General features: G+C 54.4%; 18 protein-coding genes and 1 tRNA gene. 7 read left to right on the plus strand and 12 right to left on the minus strand.

Annotated elements, in window-relative coordinates; all coding sequences use genetic code 11:
• Positions 1–27 precede the first annotated feature (27 nt).
• On the minus strand, positions 28–360 hold the full coding sequence (locus IGQ16_RS06090) for a hypothetical protein (protein ID WP_051372858.1): 333 nt from the start codon (positions 358–360) through the stop codon (positions 28–30).
• Between the two features lie 406 nt (positions 361–766).
• On the opposite strand from IGQ16_RS06090, the gene IGQ16_RS06095 reads away from it, so the two are divergent.
• Entirely contained in the window at positions 767–2275 is a 1509-nt protein-coding gene (locus tag IGQ16_RS06095) for a pyruvate kinase (protein ID WP_297060630.1), read from the plus strand.
• Between the two features lie 8 nt (positions 2276–2283).
• On the opposite strand, the gene IGQ16_RS06100 is transcribed toward IGQ16_RS06095, so the two are convergent.
• The 6 genes from IGQ16_RS06100 to IGQ16_RS06125 form a co-directional block, all read right to left on the minus strand.
• Complete coding sequence (locus tag IGQ16_RS06100) at positions 2284–3525, minus strand: efflux RND transporter periplasmic adaptor subunit (protein ID WP_225871758.1); 1242 nt, start codon at positions 3523–3525, stop codon at positions 2284–2286.
• A 37-nt stretch (positions 3526–3562) separates the two neighbouring features.
• A complete protein-coding gene (locus tag IGQ16_RS06105; RefSeq protein ID WP_024125925.1) occupies positions 3563–4498 on the minus strand; it encodes a DNA polymerase III subunit delta' in 936 nt (311 codons plus the stop codon).
• On the minus strand, positions 4495–7218 hold the full coding sequence (locus tag IGQ16_RS06110; protein ID WP_297060632.1) for a CBS domain-containing protein: 2724 nt from the start codon (positions 7216–7218) through the stop codon (positions 4495–4497). The genes IGQ16_RS06105 and IGQ16_RS06110 overlap by 4 nt, the downstream gene beginning before the upstream one ends.
• A 95-nt stretch (positions 7219–7313) precedes the next feature.
• The gene (locus tag IGQ16_RS06115; protein ID WP_024125927.1) at positions 7314–7808 is read right to left on the minus strand and encodes an isoprenylcysteine carboxylmethyltransferase family protein; all 495 of its coding nucleotides are present in this window, start codon (positions 7806–7808) and stop codon (positions 7314–7316) included.
• 68 nt (positions 7809–7876) lie between these two features.
• Entirely contained in the window at positions 7877–8410 is a 534-nt protein-coding gene (locus tag IGQ16_RS06120; RefSeq protein ID WP_024125928.1) for a 4Fe-4S binding protein, read from the minus strand.
• Positions 8411–8547: 137 nt separating this feature from the next.
• Positions 8548–9579, minus strand: coding sequence for a D-alanine--D-alanine ligase family protein (locus IGQ16_RS06125; RefSeq protein WP_024125929.1), 1032 nt, complete (start codon positions 9577–9579; stop codon positions 8548–8550).
• A gap of 72 nt (positions 9580–9651) precedes the next feature.
• Here IGQ16_RS06125 and IGQ16_RS06130 point away from each other — a divergent pair, with 72 nt between their 5' ends.
• The 3 genes from IGQ16_RS06130 (at position 9652) to atpC (ending at position 12016) form a co-directional block, all read left to right on the plus strand.
• Positions 9652–9846: a DUF2862 domain-containing protein gene (locus IGQ16_RS06130; protein ID WP_024125930.1), complete on the plus strand. Its 195-nt coding sequence runs from the start codon at positions 9652–9654 to the stop codon at positions 9844–9846.
• Positions 9847–10084: 238 nt separating this feature from the next.
• Positions 10085–11533, plus strand: coding sequence for a F0F1 ATP synthase subunit beta (atpD, locus tag IGQ16_RS06135; protein WP_024125931.1), 1449 nt, complete (start codon positions 10085–10087; stop codon positions 11531–11533).
• Positions 11534–11599: 66 nt separating this feature from the next.
• Complete coding sequence (gene atpC / locus IGQ16_RS06140) at positions 11600–12016, plus strand: ATP synthase F1 subunit epsilon (RefSeq protein WP_011056376.1); 417 nt, start codon at positions 11600–11602, stop codon at positions 12014–12016.
• A gap of 82 nt (positions 12017–12098) precedes the next feature.
• On the opposite strand, the gene prfB is transcribed toward atpC, so the two are convergent.
• Positions 12099–13212 (minus strand): peptide chain release factor 2 gene (gene prfB, locus IGQ16_RS06145; RefSeq protein ID WP_157869742.1). Its coding sequence is split into 2 segments (ribosomal slippage): positions 12099–13136 and positions 13138–13212, totalling 1113 coding nucleotides; the frame shifts between segments, so codons are not numbered across the junction.
• A 190-nt stretch (positions 13213–13402) separates the two neighbouring features.
• On the opposite strand from prfB, the gene ftsH4 reads away from it, so the two are divergent.
• Positions 13403–15262 (plus strand): ATP-dependent zinc metalloprotease FtsH, encoded by a 1860-nt coding sequence (ftsH4, locus tag IGQ16_RS06150; protein ID WP_024125932.1) that lies wholly within the window; start codon positions 13403–13405, stop codon positions 15260–15262.
• A gap of 232 nt (positions 15263–15494) precedes the next feature.
• Here the strand turns inward: ftsH4 and IGQ16_RS06155 are convergent, their stop codons facing one another.
• Genes IGQ16_RS06155 through IGQ16_RS06165 form a run of 3 tightly spaced genes read right to left on the minus strand, consistent with a single transcriptional unit; the run spans position 15495 to position 18676 of the window.
• Entirely contained in the window at positions 15495–16961 is a 1467-nt protein-coding gene (locus IGQ16_RS06155; protein WP_297060634.1) for a TldD/PmbA family protein, read from the minus strand.
• A 51-nt stretch (positions 16962–17012) separates the two neighbouring features.
• Positions 17013–17318, minus strand: a complete 306-nt coding sequence (gene rplY, locus IGQ16_RS06160; RefSeq protein ID WP_024125934.1) for a 50S ribosomal protein L25 — start codon at positions 17316–17318, stop codon at positions 17013–17015.
• Positions 17319–17332: 14 nt separating this feature from the next.
• Positions 17333–18676, minus strand: coding sequence for an adenylosuccinate synthase (locus IGQ16_RS06165; RefSeq protein ID WP_024125935.1), 1344 nt, complete (start codon positions 18674–18676; stop codon positions 17333–17335).
• 142 nt (positions 18677–18818) lie between these two features.
• On the opposite strand from IGQ16_RS06165, the gene IGQ16_RS06170 reads away from it, so the two are divergent.
• Positions 18819–18890: transfer RNA gene (locus IGQ16_RS06170), tRNA-Thr, on the plus strand.
• Between the two features lie 41 nt (positions 18891–18931).
• Positions 18932–19564, plus strand: coding sequence for a Holliday junction branch migration protein RuvA (gene ruvA, locus IGQ16_RS06175; protein WP_024125936.1), 633 nt, complete (start codon positions 18932–18934; stop codon positions 19562–19564).
• Between the two features lie 88 nt (positions 19565–19652).
• Here ruvA and IGQ16_RS06180 read toward each other — a convergent pair whose 3' ends face one another.
• Complete coding sequence (locus IGQ16_RS06180) at positions 19653–20465, minus strand: hypothetical protein (RefSeq protein ID WP_024125937.1); 813 nt, start codon at positions 20463–20465, stop codon at positions 19653–19655.
• Positions 20466–20603: the final 138 nt, after the last annotated feature.

Consider the following 20603-nt stretch of genomic DNA (forward strand, 5'->3'; position numbering starts at 1 on the left):
AATGTATCAGCAGATCAGGCATTGACCTTAGGGCTCTTGGGCTGCAATCAAGAGTGCACAGCAGCTAAAGCCGATGACAAGTGGAAACAAAGACTGCAGCCAGCCACTCAAGCCCGTGGTGACTAGAGCGATCGCCAGTGCCAACATCTGTAGGCGTCGTTGCTGCGGTGAGAGGGCAACCGGCAGTTCAATGAATTGCAACCCCTCCGTGGGCAAGGGTAGGGGCATCACTCCCCCCGGCGGAAATGCCCAATACTGGTACTGCTCAATGAACAGATCGGTCCAGCCGTGTTCTTGGCACCAGGCCACTGCGGACTGATAGGAGTATTTGAGTAGCTGCAACGAAGGATGACGATCCATAGGGGCACTGGTAAGGGCAAGACAATCAACATCTCTATTGAGAACATAACAGAACTAGGAAATCTGTTTGGAAGGCTTGTAGTAACTCTTAATCCTTTTGCTTGGAAGAAAATTAAGATTCCCCAAATGAAGTCGGCAGATATGCAGATATACTGAAAGATAGAGTTGTCTCAGAAAGGAATACGGTTCATACACACCTGATCGTTCCTGATCCTTGCAGCCCATTACGTAAAGAAATGTTTATTTATGTTTTGCAGTGAGGGGTGTTGTTAAGCCTTTAATTCATGGTTGTCAACGATGATTAAGTTTTTCCGAAATCCCTATGAAGTCTTGATTTGCCGTGAATCTAACCCCATCATCAAATCCCTTAAAAATTTAAAAATTATCTATTATCTAGGAGACGGTCATGTTGTTGGAGGTGCCAACTGTACCCATCTCACCTGCTGCCTTGCTCCATAGCCTGTTAGAACTGCGGCAGGAAATTACTAAAGAGGGGGAAGCCCGTTTTCAAGAGTGGCAACCAAAAATTAAGCGATCCGAATTTATACCTAGTGCGCGCAATCTTGCCTACTATTTGGCCTTGCGCTGGCGGGATCTACGGGCAATGCAAATGGCCTTGATGCCTTGGGGGTTATCGTCCTTGGGACGGATTGAGTCACGGGTGCTCCCCAATTTGGATGCGGTGATCAATACCTTGGGTGCCCTTTGTCGTGCCCATGAGTCACTGCCGCCGCGCCCACCCCTTGATGCTTTTTTTGCGGGCGATCGCCAACTGCGCCGCCAAACGGCGGAACTCTTTGGCCCAATTCGTGGCAAGCGCCATGTGCGGATTATGGTGACACTCCCCACCGAAGCGGCCACTGACCGGCAATGGAGTATTACGCTCCTGCGCAAGGGAATGAACTGTGCTCGCATCAACTGTGCCCATGATGACCCTGCTACTTGGGAAGCGATGATTGAGCATCTGCGCGCGGCAAGTCACATTACGGGTCAACCCTGCAAAGTTCTCATGGACTTGGGGGGACCGAAACCCCGCATTGCTGCGACTTGGCCGGCAACGGTGCGCGTCCACGGTGGCGATCGCCTGCGACTGACAACAGAAATTTGCCCTGATGGCGGCCAGATACCGCAATTCACCTGCTCCTTGCCAGAAATTTTGCCCCAATTAGAGGTGGGGCAGCGGGTTTGGATTGATGATGGCCACATTGGCGGTCGCATTGTCAGCAAAGATGCCCAAGGGGTAGAACTCACCATTACCCACTGCAAGGAAGGGCAGCGGCTGAAGGTGGCCAAGGGCTTGAACTTCCCCGACAGTGATTTGCGCCTGTCTCCTTTGACCGACAGCGATCGCGAGCATCTTGCCTTTGCTTGCCGCTATGCTGACATCATTGGCTACTCCTACGTTCAGTCCGCTGAGGATATTGCCCTACTGCAACGGGAAGTGGCGCATTGTGGTGGCGATCGCGCCGACCAGATGGGCATCATTGCCAAAATTGAGACCCCGAAAGCGATTCGAGCACTGCCAGAAATGATCATTCAAGCGGCGGGTCGACAACCCTTTGGTGTCATGATTGCCCGGGGCGATCTCGCTGTTGAAATTGGCTACCAACGCTTGGCGGAAATGCAGGAGGAAATCCTCTGGATCTGTGAAGCGGCCCATGTTCCTGTGGTGTGGGCCACCCAAGTCCTTGAAAACTTAGTCAAAAAAGGCGTGCCCTCCCGTGCCGAAATCACCGATGCAGCCATGGCGGAGCGAGCGGAGTGTGTCATGCTCAACAAAGGTCCCTATGTAGGGTTAGCAGTGGATATTCTCGACGATGTCCTTGCCCGCATGGAAGCGCACCAGCAGAAGAAAACACCGCAACTACGGGCACTGCACTCGTGGCACCCCTACGAGACCATTGGGCGCCCATAAACCTGTGATTAACCCTTAGAGAAAATGCTGGGGCGAATTTTATCCCCGTCCCGCAGGGGGCGACTTGCGCGGACAACATAGCGATCGCCGGCCTTGAGGCCACTGAGGATTTCCACTTGGCCCTGCCGCCGTTGGCCAAGGGTGACCTGCCGCTCCTGCACGCGATCGCCAACCACCACAAAGACGCTCCCCTGCCGTGAGGAGAGTTGCCCCTCCTCAAAGCCACCGAGGGCGGATTGGGGAATCATTAAGCGCGGCGCATTCGCTCCTTGGAAAGCCACCCGTGCCAGTAAACCACTGCCCAAGCGTTCATCGGCATTGTCAATCACCACTTCCACAGGAATCAGACGGGCAGCGGCAGCGGCAGGTGAAATTCGGGTAATCCGTCCTTCGTAGGTGCGATTGGGCACGGCATCAAAGGTGACTGTCGCCCGTTGGCCGGGGGCTAATCTAGCCAATTCCCGTTCTGAGACTTCCACGACAACCTTGAGTTGGCGAATATCGCCAAGGCGGAGAACTTCCCCCCCCGGTTGCAGTAGGTTGCCCACTTCCGTGAGTCGCTCTAGCACCACGCCATTGAGGGGCGATCGCAGGAGAGCTTGATTCAACCGTGCTCGTGCCTGTTGGACAAGGGCGGTTTGGGCCTGTACCCGACCCTGGGCAACGGCCACTCCCTGTTGAGCTGTCACCACCTCTGCTTCGCGGGAACGTAGTACCTGCCGTGCTGTTTGCGCCGTTGTGCGTGCCTGTTCTGCTGCTTGTGCTGAGACGGCGCCATCCCGCAGCAGGGCTTCCAGGCGGCGGGCATCGCTTTCTGCCTGGTGGAGGGTAAGACGGGCTTCTTCGACAGCCGTGCGGGCACGATTGACGGCGGCTTGGGCTTGGATCACTTCGTTGCGGCGGGCAGCCAGTTCTGCTTCTGCTTGAAAGACGGCGTTTTTCAGGACAACGGGATCCACCGCCGCCAGCAGTTGCCCCGGTTGCACGCGATCGCCCACATCCACGCCTAGTCGAATCACTTGACCTTCCACCTGCGATCGCACCATCACTTCACGGTAGGGGCGAGTGGTGCCCGTGAGGGTTGTATCGGCCTCTAACTGGGCCAAGCGTGCCACAGCCACATCGACAGCCACTCCGTCACGTTCTGGACGCGCAACCGCTGGCGATTCTAAGCGACCCATGGCCGACTGGCATCCCCCCAAGAGCACCGCGATCGCGATCGCCCCCAGCCATTGTTGCTTCGCCATCATCTGCCTGATCATCTTGCCAACTGCTGCCGATAGCCTATCACACTGTCCCCAACTGCATCAGTAACACCTCCCAGGCAAGCCGAGGTTGAACGTACTGCTGCAAATACTGACGGGCACGCTCCAATTGCTGAAGCACCAGAACACACCGAGGGAAGTCTCTTCGCTGCCAAATTTGCTGCTGCATTAGACTGAGGAGCCAGAGCTGCCGTTCCACATCGAGGGATTGAGTAATCTCCCGTGCCAATTCCAAAGCCGTTTGCAGAGGTAGGGGGACAGTCAACTGTTCACCGAGGTGGCGAAACGCCTCAGGAATCTCTTGCCATGTTTGCCACGCCTGCAGAATTGCCCCCGGAGACCCTGCTCCCAAGTCCAGGAGGGCGGGAGTGACCTGATGCCAAAAGTCAGGGGGGGCCACCTGTCGCAGCACCTGTTCGACCTCCTGACGACTCAGGGGATAGAAGGGAATTTTCTGACAGCGGGAAACAATCGTATTCAAGAGTGCCGACGGGCTAGGGGCAATCAGAATCAAGGTGGCCTGCCCCGGTTCTTCGAGGGTTTTCAGCAGGGCATTGGCGGCGGCTTCGTTCATGGTTTCAGCCTGGGTCAAGACCACTAGCGATCGCGGCGCGCGCATGGGTGGTTGGCTGAGGTGACGACTCAGTTGGCGAATTTGCTCTAGACGAATCTGGGGGGCACTGCGGGGAATCTCCTTGTCAGCCGCCAGCAGTTGGCGACGGGTGTAGAGTGTTCCTTGGACACTGTAGGTGGGCTCCATCCAGAGGACGTCGGGGTGGTTGCTAAGATCCCTGGCCTCATTGAGAATTGCTTGTAGAAAACAGCGGGCAGTGAGGGCACGGCCTACCCCTTCGGGTCCAACAAAGAGATAGGCGGGGGCAATGTGCCGGCGATCGAGGGCATGGATCAGGAGTTGAATGGCGGTTGGTTGACCAATGACGGGACGAAACCAATTCATGGCTTGGGGAAATGGGCTTCAACATAGGCAATGGCACTGGAGCGATCGCTGACAAGGCCATCGAGCATCGCCGATCGCAGGGCAAGGAGAATTTGCCGCAACTGCGGTCCACGGCGGTAACCCAACTGTTGCAGATCATGGCCATTCAAGGGCGGCTTTTGCAGGCGCCACTGCCAGAGATACTCCCGCAGTAGGGTGACCTCTGCTAGGGCTGCTGCACTGCCCTCTGCTTGCAACACCGCTGCCAACAGCACAATCAGCGGTAGGGGGTGGCTCTCCAAAAACCTCCAGTGGTGGCTGCGCTGTGGCGTTGTCTGCCGCAACGTCTGCCATTCCTGCTGGAATTGAGGAAAAGTATCGAGCCACTCACAGAGGTGCTCCCCCAGTTGGAGTTGACGCGCGATCGCCCCCGCTGTGGGCACGGTCACAATTAAGGCCAAAAGTTCTAGCTCCCACAGGGGAAAGGTTTGCCACTGCCGCCGCTCAGGAATCTCTGGCCACCACTTCCAAACCAACTGCAAGCGCCCCTTGGCCGCCTCATCAAAGGTGACTTGGCGATCCAAACACTCAAGGGCACGCAACTCGGCGAGTAGCGTCAAGGCCCGCTCACCGCCAAAGTGCTCGTTTGGAGCAAGGGGCAGTTCAAGGATGTGGCGCAGTTCGTTGCGCAGTCGACTTTGTAGGGAAGGCCGTTTTGAGGTGGGGCGATCGCGGGTGGCAAAGACACCGCTGGTGAGGGCATATTCAATGTACTGGCGGGTTTGCGGCTCCAACTCAAATCCCAAACGTACAGCAAAACGCACAGCTCGAAAAATGCGCGTTGGGTCTTCAATAAAACTATTGGGGTGGAGAACCCGAATCAGTCCCCGCTCTAAATCCTCCTGCCCACCAAAAAAATCCAGAACCTCCCCGTGGCGCGGTGGGGTAAGGCGCATGGCGAGGGCGTTGATGGTAAAGTCGCGGCGGTAGAGATCTTGGCGAATCGAACTGGCGGCCACTTCTGGATGCGCGGCCGGATAGGGATAAAACTCACTGCGGGCAGTGGCAATATCCACGGCAAACCCCGCTAAAGCTGATGCCTTCGGCCAATGGAGTGTTGCCGTTTGAAACTGACCGTAAATCTGTAAATCGGTTTCTGAGTAAAGCGCATGGAGTGCTTGCGCCAAATGCACCCCAGCGGCCTCCTCCTGCTGTACCCCATCTACCACCAAGTCAAATTCCCGTGTGGGTAAATGGTGATTCCCCTGGGCAATCGCCAAGAGCAGATCTCGCACCGCGCCGCCCACGAGGTACAGTTGCCAGCCACGCTCCCTGGCGATCGCTGCCGCCCGCTGTAGCAGTGTCCACAGTTGCTCCGGCAGCCGCTGTTGCAGTGCCTCGTAAAGGTTTAGGGTTGGCAGCGGGCACACTGTTTCCCGGTTGCGGTTGAGGGCATAGAGGTGGCGTAGGACATCGGTACGAGTGACAATCCCGACGAGGTCGCCTTGATCATTCACCACTGGTAACCGCCCAATATCGTACTGCACCATTAGGGCTTGAATCTCCGGCAGCGGTGTGGTGGGGGAAATGGTGCGCACCGGCGCTTTCATATAGCCTTTGACCGGGGCATGGGCAAATCCATGGTGCAGGGCCACATCCAAATCCCGCCGTGAAATAATCCCCTGAAGTTCTCCTTCGGCACTCACCACCGACAGACCAGAGTGGCCATAGCGCAGCAAGACGCGGTGGGCATCGGCAATGGGGGTTTCTGGACGGACTGTGCGTACCGGCGAAGACATGAGTTCGGCAGCGGTGGGAGGATGGGGAATCTGTTCCCTAAGGCGAGTAAATAGTTCCTGGAGCATTGCCTCTGGCGCCTCTGTGGTCACCGTCACAGCTGCGGCTTGGGCATGACCACCGCCGCCCAGGGGAGCAAGCAAATGCGCAACATTGACGTTGGGAATGTGACTGCGGGCAATAATGGCGAGATGATGTTGGCGATAGGAGTGCCCAAGGAGAATGGCATCGCACTCACTGAGATCCGCCAATTGGGTGATGAACCGTGAGAGGCCAGGGAGATACTCCGCCGTATGTAGCAATACCCAGCCCAGCCGATAGCCCTGATGAACCACTTGCTGGAGATTGGCCCAGGCCTGCCGCAGTAGCGGCTGTAAATTTTCGCTCAAACCTTCCGCGCAATAGGTGGCGATCGCCCGCTGATTTGCCCCTTGGCTCAACAGCCATGCTAAGGCCTGCACATCCCGCACCGTGGTTTGCTCAAAGGTTAGGGAACCCGTATCGGCGTGAATCCCTAGGGCCAGGACAGTCGCTTCTGTAGGCGTCAGGCTAATCTCTGCCGCCTGCAACTGTTCGCAAACAATGGTGCTGGTGGCTCCAACAGGTTCTAACCATTGCTGCTGCGAGACAATGTCCCCCCTCATCTCCAAATGGTGATCGTACAGACCAATTTGTACTTGGGGTTGATCCAGCCATCCTGCCGCTTGCCCCAACTGGCGACGCCACTGCGTATCCACCACCCAAATCTGCCGCAATTGGCTGGGGTCAACGGCCCTTGCTTCAATGAGAGGGTATTCATCGCGATGGTAGGCCAAAAACTCCCCCACCTTAGGATGGGTACCCCCCGTCAAGACAATTTTCGTCCCTGGATGAAGGCGCGTCAGACCAACGGCTGCCCCAAGGGTGTCAAAATCAGCAATTTGATGACAAAGAACAACATTCATCAGAACTTCCGCAAGGGGGCACTAGCGACAGTTGTGAGCTGGCACTACCCTGTATCCAGTCTGCGGCAAGTTGTGTTCAAGCAAAAGGATAAAAATTAGTAGAGAAAAGGAATCAGTTTTTTCACCGACTGCCGATAGGTTGAGTAATCCTTAAACTTTGTCGATAGCCACTGTTCCTCTTGAGCCGCCTTGCGGTCAAAGAAAATAAACAGGGCGATCGCCCCCAGACCATGGGAAAGGCTCATTTGCCAGACGCCATAGGCCAACGCTAAAAAAATCACACTGCTATAGATGGGATGGCGCACCCAAGCATAAACCCCCGTCGTCACTAACTGACTCTCCTCCTTGGGATGGGGTAAGGGCGTCAAGCTGTTCCCTAGGTGAAACACGCCAGCAATACCTAGGCCAAGGCCAATCAGCCCCAAGCCAAGGGTCAGACCTAGACGCACTGCAAAAGGTGGGCGAGCCATTTGTACCACCGGCAAGAGAATAAAGCCAATACTGAGCACGGTTTGCCCAAGCACCCAAAACTCTCCCCGCTGGTTGCGCCACCAGTCTTTGCTGAAGCCCCACTCTTGCAGTTTATTCACCTTGGTTACCGCTCTCCGTGGATATTTCGGATATTTCAAATTGTAGCGATCCTGTAGCGATCGCAGGGTTACTCCACAGGGGGCAATAATTTTGTGGCTTTAGCAGCGGCTTTTTTCGCCTTTGTTTGGCCACTTCCCAGTTTGCCGAGGGATTCTTGGAGCGTTCCCATCGGACAAATCGCACACCACGCCCGCTGATTAAAGATCACCCCCAAGAGAATGGCAACAATGGAGGTAACGACGCACATATTGACAAAGAGACCACCCACGGCCATCCAGTTGCCCCATGCCAACGTCATGCGAATGGCAAAAACGGTCATGATGAAGCTAAACACAGCCCAACGAAAACTCTGTTTTTTGAAGAGTTTGGGATAGGGACGGTGGGGACTAAAGTGATAGAGGACAATGTCTAGGAAGGCGCCACGCGGGCAGAGGTTACCACACCAATAGCGGCTCCGAAAATAGGCCAGCACAGGAATTCCCAGCATCATTGCCAGCATCAGGTACCCCAACCACGGATACCAGAGGCCACCGATCGCAATTAAGAAAAAGAGCCAAATGGTTGCCCACTGACTAGGCTTGCCCCTCAGTGATCGCTTCATAGGATGGCTACCATACAGTTTTATATGCTTATATGAATATAAGGTTATTTAGAAGAAAAAGTCAAGGCCCAGATGCCGTGCCTTCATGACTCTTTAATGTTCTTTACGTTATGTTCTTTACGGTGTTAGGCCAGTAGCTATGCGTGCCGCTCTAGGGCCAATTGCACCAAACGATGGACCAATTCTGGGAAAGACACGCCACTGGCCGCCCACAGTTGCGGGTACATGCTCAGGGCGGTAAACCCCGGCAGCGTATTCACTTCATTGATCAAGACTTCCCCAGTGCTTGGTACATAGAAAAAATCAAAGCGAGCTAAGCCAGCGGCATCGAGGGCCTGAAAGGCTTGCAGGGACATGCTGCGAATTTGCTCACTCACCGCCGGGGGAATCTCCGCAGGGATATGGAGCTGAGCGCGGCCATCGGTGTATTTGGTTTCGTAGTCGTAAAACTCACTGCTGTAGGTAATCTCCCCCACCACTGAGGCTTGGAGTTTATCATTGCCGAGCACAGCACACTCGAGCTCACGGGCAACCACAGCCGCTTCCACAATAATGCGGCGATCCAGTTCGGCAGCGGCCTCAAGGGCCGTTGTCAGTTGTTGGCGATTTTTGGCTTTGGAGATGCCCACCGAGGAGCCAAGGTTGGCGGGCTTAACAAAGCAGGGATAGCCCAATTCGGTTTCAATGCGATCGCACAAATGATTGTAACGACAGGGATCTGACCACAGGTCACTGCGCTGAAGTGCCACATAGCGCACTTGGGGTAAGCCGATTGCCCCAAAGACTGTTTTCATCAGAATTTTGTCCATACCAATGGCAGAGGCAGCTACCCCTGACCCCACATAGGGGCGCTGCATCAATTCCAAGAGTCCCTGAATCGTTCCATCTTCCCCATTGGGGCCATGGACAATGGGAAACCAGACATCAATGGTGTCAACCACGGCTGGAAACTGCCACAGGGAACTCTCTGATGCCGTGCCTTCAGGGATGCCAATCCGCTCTGTGTGCCGCCAGCGACCATCTTTTTGGATGTAGATGGGAATCACCTCATAGCGATCGTGATTGTCCCCCGCGGCAAAGGCTTGGGCGATCGCTGCCGCCGAGACCACCGAAACTTCATGCTCCCGTGAGCGACCTCCAAACAATAGCCCAACCCGCAGACGACCCATAGGACAAACCCGTGTGAATGTGACGGTTTCTTGGTACGATTTTCAAGGATTATACAAAGTTTGGGAGTTGCTATGGACGTGGGGCAAAAAGTGCGCGTCTGTCGAATTCGCGATCGCGTCGCCCAAGACATTATTCAAAAACTTGGCCAAGTGGGTCAAATTACTGGTTTTAAAATGACCGACGGCAGTGGGGTTGGCGTCGTTGTCACCTTTGACGATCGCTCCAGCACTTGGTTTTTTGAGGATGAAGTTGAACTCGTTGGCTAAGTCCTGCCCTGCCGCCTTTTTCACAGCAACTGAGCTGGGTCCATAGGGCCTTAGGTTGGCTCTCCCACAGGATCCCACTGAATCCGATAGAAAAAGGTTGCATTAGTGGTACGTTGTATTGTGGTGCGCTTGCACCAAAAGCTGCATTCCACTTTCAGTCTTGATCGCTGTGCCCCCTAGGGAGCGATCGCCCCTTGAAAAACGCAAATGAATTTACCTAGACAGTAGGCAAACGTCCATGGTCATATCAGCAGAACGAACCAATGTAGGCTTTATCACTCAGGTCATTGGACCGGTCGTTGACATTGAATTTCCCAGCGGCAAAATGCCCTCCATTTACAATGCCCTGCGGATTCAAGGCAAAAACGAGGCCGGCTTAGACGTCGCGGTAACCTGCGAAGTGCAACAGCTCCTTGGCGATAACCGCGTCCGTGCCGTTGCTATGAGCAGCACCGATGGCTTAGTGCGGGGGATGGAAGTCGTAGATACTGGCGCCCCCATCAGCGTGCCCGTGGGGACAGCCACCCTTGGTCGCATTTTCAACGTGCTGGGTGAACCCGTGGACGAAAAAGGTGCTGTCAATGCCACCGAAACCCTGCCCATTCACCGGCCTGCCCCCAGCTTTACGCAACTGGAAACTAAGCCCTCGGTATTTGAAACGGGCATCAAGGTGATTGACCTGCTCACGCCCTATCGCCGTGGCGGCAAAATTGGCCTCTTTGGCGGTGCTGGCGTCGGCAAAACCGTGATCATGATGGAGCTCATCAACAATATTGCCACCCAGCATGGTGGGGTCTCGGTGTTTGCTGGTGTGGGCGAACGTACCCGCGAAGGCAATGACCTCTACAACGAAATGATTGAATCGGGAGTTATTGATAAAGACGATCCCAGTAAGTCCAAAATCGCCCTGGTCTATGGTCAAATGAATGAACCCCCCGGGGCACGGATGCGCGTCGGGCTGTCGGGGCTGACAATGGCTGAATACTTCCGCGATGTCAACAAGCAGGATGTGCTGCTGTTTATTGATAACATCTTCCGTTTTGTCCAAGCCGGTTCTGAGGTGTCGGCGCTTCTCGGTCGCATGCCCTCGGCGGTGGGATACCAGCCCACCCTTGGTACGGATGTGGGCGCTCTGCAAGAACGGATTACCTCAACCACCGAAGGTTCGATTACCTCGATTCAAGCAGTCTATGTGCCGGCGGATGACTTGACCGACCCTGCTCCTGCAACGACCTTTGCTCACTTGGATGGGACAACGGTGCTCTCCCGTAGTCTAGCTGCAAAAGGGATTTACCCCGCCGTGGATCCCCTTGGCTCCACCTCCAATATGTTGCAGCCGGACATTGTGGGTGAAGAGCACTATCAAACGGCACGGGCAGTCCAAGCCACCCTCCAGCGCTACAAAGAGCTTCAGGACATTATCGCTATTTTGGGTCTTGATGAACTCTCTGAGGAAGACCGCCTGACGGTGGCACGGGCACGCAAAATTGAGCGCTTCTTGTCTCAGCCCTTCTTTGTGGCAGAAGTGTTTACCGGTGCCCCCGGCAAATACGTCACCCTCGAAGAAACCATCAAAGGTTTCCAGATGATCCTCAGCGGTGAGCTGGATGATCTGCCAGAGCAAGCCTTCTACATGGTGGGCAACATCGAAGAAGCCAAAGCTAAGGCTGAAAAACTGAAAGCCTAGGTGAGTACATGTCAATAGCGGGTGGGGTAGCCCACCCGTTCCTTCTTGAGTGACAAGGAATACATTATGGTGATGACTGTTCGGGTAATTGCGCCTGATAAAACTGTTTGGGATGCCCCTGCCGAGGAAGTGATTTTGCCTAGCACAACGGGCCAGTTGGGCATTCTCTCAAATCATGCCCCCCTCTTAACTGCTTTGGAAACGGGTGTCATGCGGGTGCGTCAAGACCGCGAATGGGTGGCGATCGCTCTGATGGGGGGTTTTGCCGAAGTTGAAAACAACGAAGTGACAATTCTCGTCAACGGTGCTGAGCGCGGGGACACAATTGACCTCGAAAAAGCCAAAGCTGAGTTTGCCGCAGCACAGGCCGCCCTCGCTCAAGCCGAACAGGGGGAATCCAAACAGGCTAAAATTCAAGCCACCCAAGCCTTTCGTCGCGCCCGTGCTCGCCTGCAGGCCGCAGGGGGCGTGGTCGAGATTTAGTTTTTTTCTAATTTTTTCTCATTTGATTCTCATTTGATGAAGTTCAAGACCTCCCCAACGGCTGACGGGGAGGTTTTTTTATTTAGCTGGCCTCCGCCGTTTGCTGCCGCAGGTAGGCGTGGATAAAAGGATCAAGGTCACCATCCATCACATCTTGAATGGCTGTCGTTTCCACCTCTGTGCGCAGGTCCTTGACCAGTTGATAGGGGTGGAAGACATAGTTGCGAATTTGGTTGCCCCAAGCCGCCTCAACAACATCGCCACGAATATCGGCAATTTCCTTGGCCTTTTGCTCTTGGGCAATCACCAATAGTTTCGCCTTGAGAATGGCAAGGGCTTTTTCCTTATTTTGCAGTTGCGATCGCTCCTGCGTGCAGCGGACGGCCAAGCCCGTTGGTTTATGGACAATGCGCACTGCCGTTTCCACCTTGTTCACGTTTTGCCCTCCCTTGCCACCACTGCGGGAAGTGGTAATTTCTAAATCGCTTTCGGGAATCTCAACCGTAACGGATTGATCCAGTTCGGGCATCACATCCACACCGGCGAAGCTAGTTTGTCGTTTGCCATTGGCATTGAAGGGAGAAATGCGCACCAGCCGATGGGTACCCTTTTCAGAACGCAGATAGCCATAGGCGTAGCGACCGCGAATTTCCAAGGTTGCCGACTTAATGCCCGCCTCCTCCCCTTCTGAAAGTTCTGCCAGATGGGTTTGGTAACCGTGGCGCTCCGCCCAGCGGGTGTACATCCGCAGCAACATTTCTGCCCAATCCTGGGCATCGGTACCCCCCGCCCCAGCATTGATTGTGAGAATGGCGTTGTTTTTGTCGTAGGGGCCACTGAGGAGTTGTTCTAGTTCCCAACGACTTAACTGGGTGTCTAACTCCCTAAGCAGCGTGGTTGCCTCTGTCACCAACCCTTCATCCGGTTCTAACTCCAGTAGTTCCAGGGCTGTTTCCACGTGTTCAATTGCTTTTTGCCACTGTTGGAGCTGGCTGAGGGTCTCCTTGGCTTCAGTGAGTTGTTGCAGCGTGGCTTGGGCTGTGGCCTGATCATTCCAGAGATCTGGCTGAGCGGCGGTGTGCTCAAGGTCATGAATCTTGGCCTTCAGTGCCGCTGGGTCAAAGATAGTCCTGGGTCTGACCCAGGCGATCGCGCAACAGGGAAAAATCGCGTTTGAGTGTGCTTAAATCAGTCATTTTGGGATGCAAAGAATGGGAATTCTATTGATATTTTACCAAAGCAGATCTACTGCAAATGCTGCTGCTATTGGCTGTGTCTAGGGCAGTTGAGGACGCCTAGGCAATAAATGTTAAAAGTTTCGCCCTTGCCCTAGGTCCCCTGCAAGTGTCACCATAATCCCTAGGTGAACTCTGGGGAAGCTAACCCATGGCCATCAAAAACTCGCCCGAAGTCCCGCGCAATCGTTGGATTGGCAATGCCTTACTCTTCCTCGGTTTGGGGTTTTTGCTCCTGAATATCTTCTTTCCCCAACTCTTTGCACCGCGCCCGCCCCAGGTTCCCTACAGTATGTTTATCCATCAGGTGCAAGAGGGGGAAGTGGCTCGCGTCTATCTAGGCCAAAATGAGATTCTCTATCAACTGAAGCCCGAAGGGAATAAACCACCCCAAGTTTTAGCAACCACTCCGATCTTTGATCTCGAGTTACCCAAGCGCCTCGAGGAAAAGGGAGTGGAATTTGCGGCTGCGCCGCCCCCCCGCAATAGCTGGTTGTTGAATATCTTGGGTTGGGTCATTCCGCCGATTGTTTTTGTCTTGATCCTTCAGTTCTTTGCCAGTCGCCAAGTAGGCGGTGGTCCCCAAGGGGTCCTCTCCATCAGTAAAAGTCGGGCCAAGGTCTATGTGGAGGGAGCAAACACCGGCATTCGCTTTGAGGATGTGGCTGGGGTTGAAGAAGCCAAAGCAGAACTGGTCGAGATTGTGGATTTCCTAAAAAATCCCCAACGCTATATCCAAATTGGGGCCCGCATTCCCAAGGGGGTGCTGCTGGTGGGGCCGCCGGGAACCGGCAAAACCCTGCTGGCCAAGGCCGTTGCTGGCGAAGCTAATGTACCCTTCTTCTCCATTTCGGGCTCGGAGTTTGTCGAGTTATTTGTGGGTGTCGGCTCTGCCCGGGTGCGGGATCTCTTTGAGCAGGCGAAAAAGCAAGCCCCCTGTATTGTCTTTATTGATGAATTGGATGCCATTGGTAAGTCCCGTTCCAGTGCCGGCTTCTATGGTGGCAATGATGAACGGGAGCAAACCCTGAACCAACTGCTCACGGAAATGGATGGCTTTGATGCTACGGGGGCAACGGTGATTGTCCTTGCTGCAACCAACCGCCCAGAAACCCTTGATCCGGCATTGCTGCGCCCCGGCCGCTTTGATCGTCAAGTCTTAGTGGATCGCCCCGATTTGAGTGGTCGTGAAGCTATTTTGAAAATCCATGCCAAAAAGGTGAAACTGGCCCCTGAGGTGGATCTGCACGCGATCGCTGCCCGCACACCGGGGTTTGCTGGTGCCGATTTGGCCAACTTAGTCAACGAAGCAGCTCTACTAGCGGCTCGTAATCAGCGGGAAATGGTGACCCAGCAGGACTTTGCCGAAGCCATTGAACGCATTGTGGCGGGTCTTGAGAAGAAAAGCCGCGTCCTCAACGACAAAGAGAAGAAAATTGTTGCTTACCACGAAGTCGGTCATGCCCTTGTGGGCTGTGCGCTGCCGGGCAGTGGTCGGGTAGAAAAGATTTCCATTGTACCCCGCGGCATGGCAGCGCTTGGTTATACGTTGCAGTTGCCGACGGAGGATCGCTTCCTCCTTGATGAGCAGGAACTGCGCGCCCAAATTGCCACGTTGTTGGGGGGGCGATCGGCAGAGGAGATTGTCTTTGGCACCATCACTACTGGAGCCGCCAATGATCTGCAACGGGCAACAGATTTGGCAGAGCGGATGGTGCGCAGCTACGGCATGAGCAAGGTTCTTGGCCCCCTTGCCTTTGAGCAACAACAGTCGAGCTTTTTGACAAATAATGGCATGATGCTACGGGCAGTGAGTGAGGAAACCGCTCAAGCCATTGATCGCGAAGTCAAAGAAATTGTTGAGTCAGCTCATCAACAGGCGCTCAGTATTCTTAAGGAAAACCGTGATCTTCTCGAAGCGATCGCCCAAAAACTCCTCGAAAAAGAAGTGATTGAGGGTGAAGAACTTCACGACCTACTGGCTCAAGTGAAAACCCCCGCCGCTGCCTGAGCAAGAGGGCTGCAAAAACCCAAAAAAAAGACCAGCGAATTACTGGTCATTCAGTCCAATGTTTTTGTCTCAGAGGAGAAGTTAAGGCGTACACAAAACGTGAGGACGATCCGAAAGCGGCACTGCCTTAGCTTCCCTTCTTCTTTCTATAATAATGTAGCCAGAGTCACAAAAATTCACATATAAAATCTTTAGGTATTTCTACTCAAACCCATAACTGCAGGTAATTGGTTTAGCGGCCACCCACGGTAATGGCATCCACTTTGATGTGGGGTTGACCCACGGTGACGTAGATACTACCGCTAATCGAGCCACAGAAACCAGGGGCAAGGGCAAGATCGTTGGCAGACATGGAAATCCGCTGCATGATTTCTTTGGCTTCGCCAATCAGTGTGGCTCCTTTGAGGGGGTGTTTGATTTGGCCATTTTCAATCCAGTAGGCCTCCTCAACAGCAAAGTTAAATTGACCCGTGGCACCGACGCTGCCGCCCCCCATGCGTTTACAGTAAATACCGCGATCAACGGAGGCAATCAGATCCTCTACAGTGTACTTGCCAGGAGCAATGTAGGTGTTGCGCATCCGCGAAGCGGCAGCATAGGTATAGCTTTGACGTCGGCCACTACCGGTGCGGGGGTGCCCTGTGCGCATTGAACCTGCGCGATCGCTCAGAAAATTCTTGAGGATGCCATTTTCAATCAGTAATGTGCGCTGCGTTGGCATTCCTTCATCGTCCATATCAATACTGCCAAAGGCACCGCTGGTAATTCCCTCATCCCAAGCGGTCAAGTTTTCATGGGCAATTTTTTCACCTTTTTTATCGGCAAAGGGGGTCGTCCCCCGTTCAATTTGAGTGGTTTCCAAGAGATGACCACAGGCTTCATGGAAGATCACGCCCCCAAATTGGTTGGCCATGATCACTGGGTAAGTGCCCGATTCCACGTAGTTGGCATAGAGCATTTTGCCCGCCGCTTCGGCAATGGTATCGGCTAAGGTGGTGTAGTCCCACTGGCGCAAAAAGTCTGGATTACTGGTATCGCCATTGCGCTCACCAATGGAAGCGCGGTGCTCGCCATCAGCACAGAGCACGGAGCCCACTGCCGACTGAGTGAGGCGAATGTCCCGAGCAAAGGTACCATCACTGGCGGCCACCATCACCTCTTGCCAATCGCGAAAATAACTGAGGCGACGGGATTGCAGATGTTGGGTTTTCTGGCGCAGGCGATCGCTGCCTGCTAGGAGAATATCGGCCACCTCAGCAATGGAACTACAGGTGGCCAGCCAGCTTTCCTTCTGGCCTTGGGCATAGTCCCGCAGCAGTTCAAGGTGAATTTCAGGTACATAGGCTTGGGGACTGGGTAAGAGCAACCCCATTAAGCCCAGGGCCTTTTCGAGGGCAGTGCGCAGCCCGTTGAAGCTGAGGTCATTGGTGCTCACGTAGCAGTCACGAGTACCCCGAAAAACACGAATACCCGCCCCTAAGCTCAAGCGCGGAGAAACACTCGTCAGGCGATCCTCCTCGACAAGGGTACTGAGGTAATGACTGCGCTCAAGGAAAATCTCAACAAAATCAGCGCCAGCCGCTCGTCCAAGGCCAAGGAGTGTGGCAAGGGGAGCTTCCCAAGAGCCATCAAAGCGATCGCCTTCGGGGGAATAGCTAAGGTGGGCAAGATCCGCAGAACGAAGTAGCGTGGCTGGCATTGTTAACAATCACTTAACATATCCCCACTATAGCAAATTCCCCCTCGCAGCCTAGTTTTCAGCTTTGGCTAAAAAGGAGAGGTGGTAGAGGGTATCCTTGGCGGGGTGGGCTTGCACCTCTTGGAGTACCACCGTTCCCTGCCACGGCAGATCCGGGATCGAAAGCTGAATCGGAGTTTTCTGGGGACGGGCATCCCGCACCAACAATTCGGCGGCACGGGTATCCACCACCAGGGAAATCGAAGACTCGATGGTAGGGCCGTAGAGGACGGCAGGGATTTTGCCATTACGCCGCAGGGCATTGGGCTTGGCATCAGCAGGGCGTAGTTGCCCCTCAATCACTAAGGAACGAGACATCGCTGCAACTCCAATTAAGATAAAATCGGGTGGACTTGGGTGCCATCATCCTTGAGGAGTGCCCGTTTGGGGCCATGGATCGGATCCTCAACAATGATGGTTTGGCTGCGCTCTGCCCCCAGCGAAACAATGGCAATGGGAACAGACATAATTTCAGCCAAAAACTTAAGATAGTTCAATGCTGCCTTGGGCAGATCATCAAGGGAGCGACAATGACGGGTAGATTGCTGCCACCCGGGTAGGGTTTCATAGATGGGACGGCAGCGGGCAAATTTCAGGGCATTGCTGGGGAAATGTTCGCACCGCTCACCGTCAATATCGTAGGCCACACAAACTTTGATCTCTGGCAATTCATCCAAGACATCGAGCTTGGTAATTGCTAAGCAATCTAGACCATTAATGCGCACAGCGTAGCGGCCAATCACAGCATCAAACCAGCCACAGCGGCGCCGCCGTCCGGTTGTGGTACCGAATTCCGCACCGCGATCGCCCAAGAGTTCTCCCACCTCATCCAACAGTTCCGTTGGAAAAGGCCCTTCACCGACCCGCGTGGTATAGGCCTTGGCAACTCCAATGACGCGGTCAATCATCGTCGGACCAATGCCAGCTCCAACACAGGCACCCCCGGCCACAGGGTTTGAGGAGGTGACGTAGGGATACGTGCCGTGATCAAGGTCTAAGAGGGTACCTTGGGCCCCTTCAAAGAGAATGTTGCGCCGACGGCGGATGGCATCATCGAGGATGAGGGAACCGTCGACAATGTGCGATCGCAGCCGCTCACCGTAGGCAGAGTATTCTTCAATGATTGGCTGCGGTTCGAGGGGAGCCAGTCCGTAGAGCTTTTCGAGGATCAAATTCTTTTGGGCGATCGCCCACTCCAGCTTGGCAGCCAATTGATCCCGATCCAGCAGGTCCAGCATGCGGATCCCTGTCCGCTCCGATTTATCGGCATAGGTCGGGCCAATGCCACGTCCCGTGGTACCAATGCGCCGCGAGCCCCGCCGTTCCTCAGCAGCAATATCCAACTGGCGATGGTAGGGCATCGTCACATGGGCTGTTTCTGCAATCAGCAAATTCTCAGTGCTGACCCCCAACTGTTCCAGTTGTTCGAGTTCTTCAAGGAGCACCTTGGGATCCACCACCGTTCCTGCCCCAATGATGCACTGGGTATCGGGGTAGAGAATCCCTGACGGAATTAGGTGCAATTTCAGGGTCTGGTCTTTGACAACAATGGTGTGACCTGCATTGACCCCCCCCTGATAGCGGACTACCACATCGGCAGACTTACTCAGGAGATCGGTGATTTTACCCTTGCCTTCATCGCCCCACTGGGCACCAACAACGACGACGTTTGCCAAGTGATTTTCTTAACTCGTTAATTAACACAATCGTCTATTGTAACCCCTGCAGCAGATGCACACAAGCGCGCGATCGCAAAAATTTTCCCAGTGTCCTGCCCGTCCTAGGGGCGATCGTGCTACCATAAAAGATGCTTTGCATGCCGATGTAGCTCAGTGGTAGAGCACTCGATTCGTAATCGAGCGGTCATGAGTTCGAATCTCATCATCGGCTTGGTTAAGCTGTTTACAGCCGTCTGCCCGCGGGAACATACTGTGTTTGCCTACCTCAGAGGAACCGTTGTCGGCCATCAAGTGGAGGGTGGTCATCGTTCTGCCCTGATCCTAGAGGTGAATGGAGTCGGCTATCGCCTACTAGTGACGTCTCATCTTTTGCGGCAATACCCGCCGAGTGCTGAGGTGGTGCAGATTTTTACCCACCTCAGTATCCGTGAAGATCAGCTGCTCCTCTATGGCTTTGCCTCGGCAGCCGAGCGAGATCTCTTTCTCCGTTTGATCCGTGTCAATGGGGTTGGGCCGCAGATGGCACTATCGCTGCTGGATACACTACCCTTGCCAGAGCTTGTCCAAGCGATTGTTAGTGGCAATACTCGGCGTCTCAGCCGCGCACCGGGGGTGGGTCATAAAACCGCTGAGCGCATTGCCTTGGAACTCAAAGCTGCCCTGAGTGCTTGGCGACAGGAAACGGGATTGGCAACGACTCCCTCTGGCCTACCCACAGAGGCGATTCGTGAAGAACTGGAGTTAACGCTCTTGGCCTTGGGCTATAGCGATCGCGAGATTGAAGCCGCCCTCACTGCCGTCGGGCAAACGACCACCCTCCCTAAGAATAGTGATCCAGAGGCATGGCTACGGGAGGCAATTGCATGGCTAAGTGCCAATACATAGCTATTGCTGAGCCAATACCCCCCTTTAAACTAGCTGTAAAAAAGGGGGCAAGCAGCCCCCTATGAGTTGAATGAAAGATATTAATTTCCTAGGAAAACATGGGCAGGTGAGAATAGAGGGCTGCCCACAGGGGACTCCAAGGCCCAAGGTTGAGTACTAGAGCCGCAATCGCCACGGTGCTGCTGAGCCATGTCAGCCATTGGGAGTAGAGATTTGCCCCTTCCTTGCGTGTTTGCAGGTGTTCAACGGTTTGCTGAAGCTGCTCGACTTCTTGGTGGAGACCGGCAATTTCATGGTGTAACCCCTCAATTTCACAATCGCGATCGCTCACCGTGGCCTGGCAAGCCGCCAGCTCTGCTTCTTTTTCGCGGCAGGTGGCTTCCATTGTGGTTAAAGAAGCAATTAATCTCGACCTTTCACTGGCATATTCCTCTTCAAGGCTGCTGCTGCGCTGGTAGGCGGTTTCTAGCTCTTGGCGATAGCGATCGCAATTGTCCCGCAGGGCTTCGTTTTCCGCTTGGCTACTGTTGAGGGCATTCGTCAATTCTGCCACCTGCTGGCGATAGTCACTGACTTGAGTTTGCAGTTGCTGTTGCTGGTCCTCTAGCTCTTGACAGCGGTTTTGCAGCCATTCCACCTCTGAGCGCAATTGCTCAATTTCTTGGCGCTGGCGATCCCGCTCCTGTTCACTGCGGGTGACCCATTCCTTGAGCCCTTCGATACGCTGGGCCTGTTCGCCAACAATTCTGTGCAGGCGATCGCACTCTTCTTTCAAACGTTGGACAGAACCCTTGTACTGCCGCTGTACCCAAGCCCGCAAAAACGATAGGCCGGAGATGGTAAATCCAATCAGGGCATAGGTGCCCACCAGTGTATGACCCGTGGCCGACATCTGTAACATATTGAACCCCTGAACTTTAGTTGAATGTCAACGAAAAGCCGCAATTCAGAATATAGCCCTTTTCCCAAGGATGGAACCCGCCCAAAACAGCCAAAGCCGCTGTCGGACAGGTCTTTGTCTTTTTATCCTTTGGCGATC

This window comes from Thermosynechococcus sp. M3746_W2019_013 (assembly GCF_015296045.1).
Lineage (GTDB): Bacteria > Cyanobacteriota > Cyanobacteriia > Thermosynechococcales > Thermosynechococcaceae > Thermosynechococcus.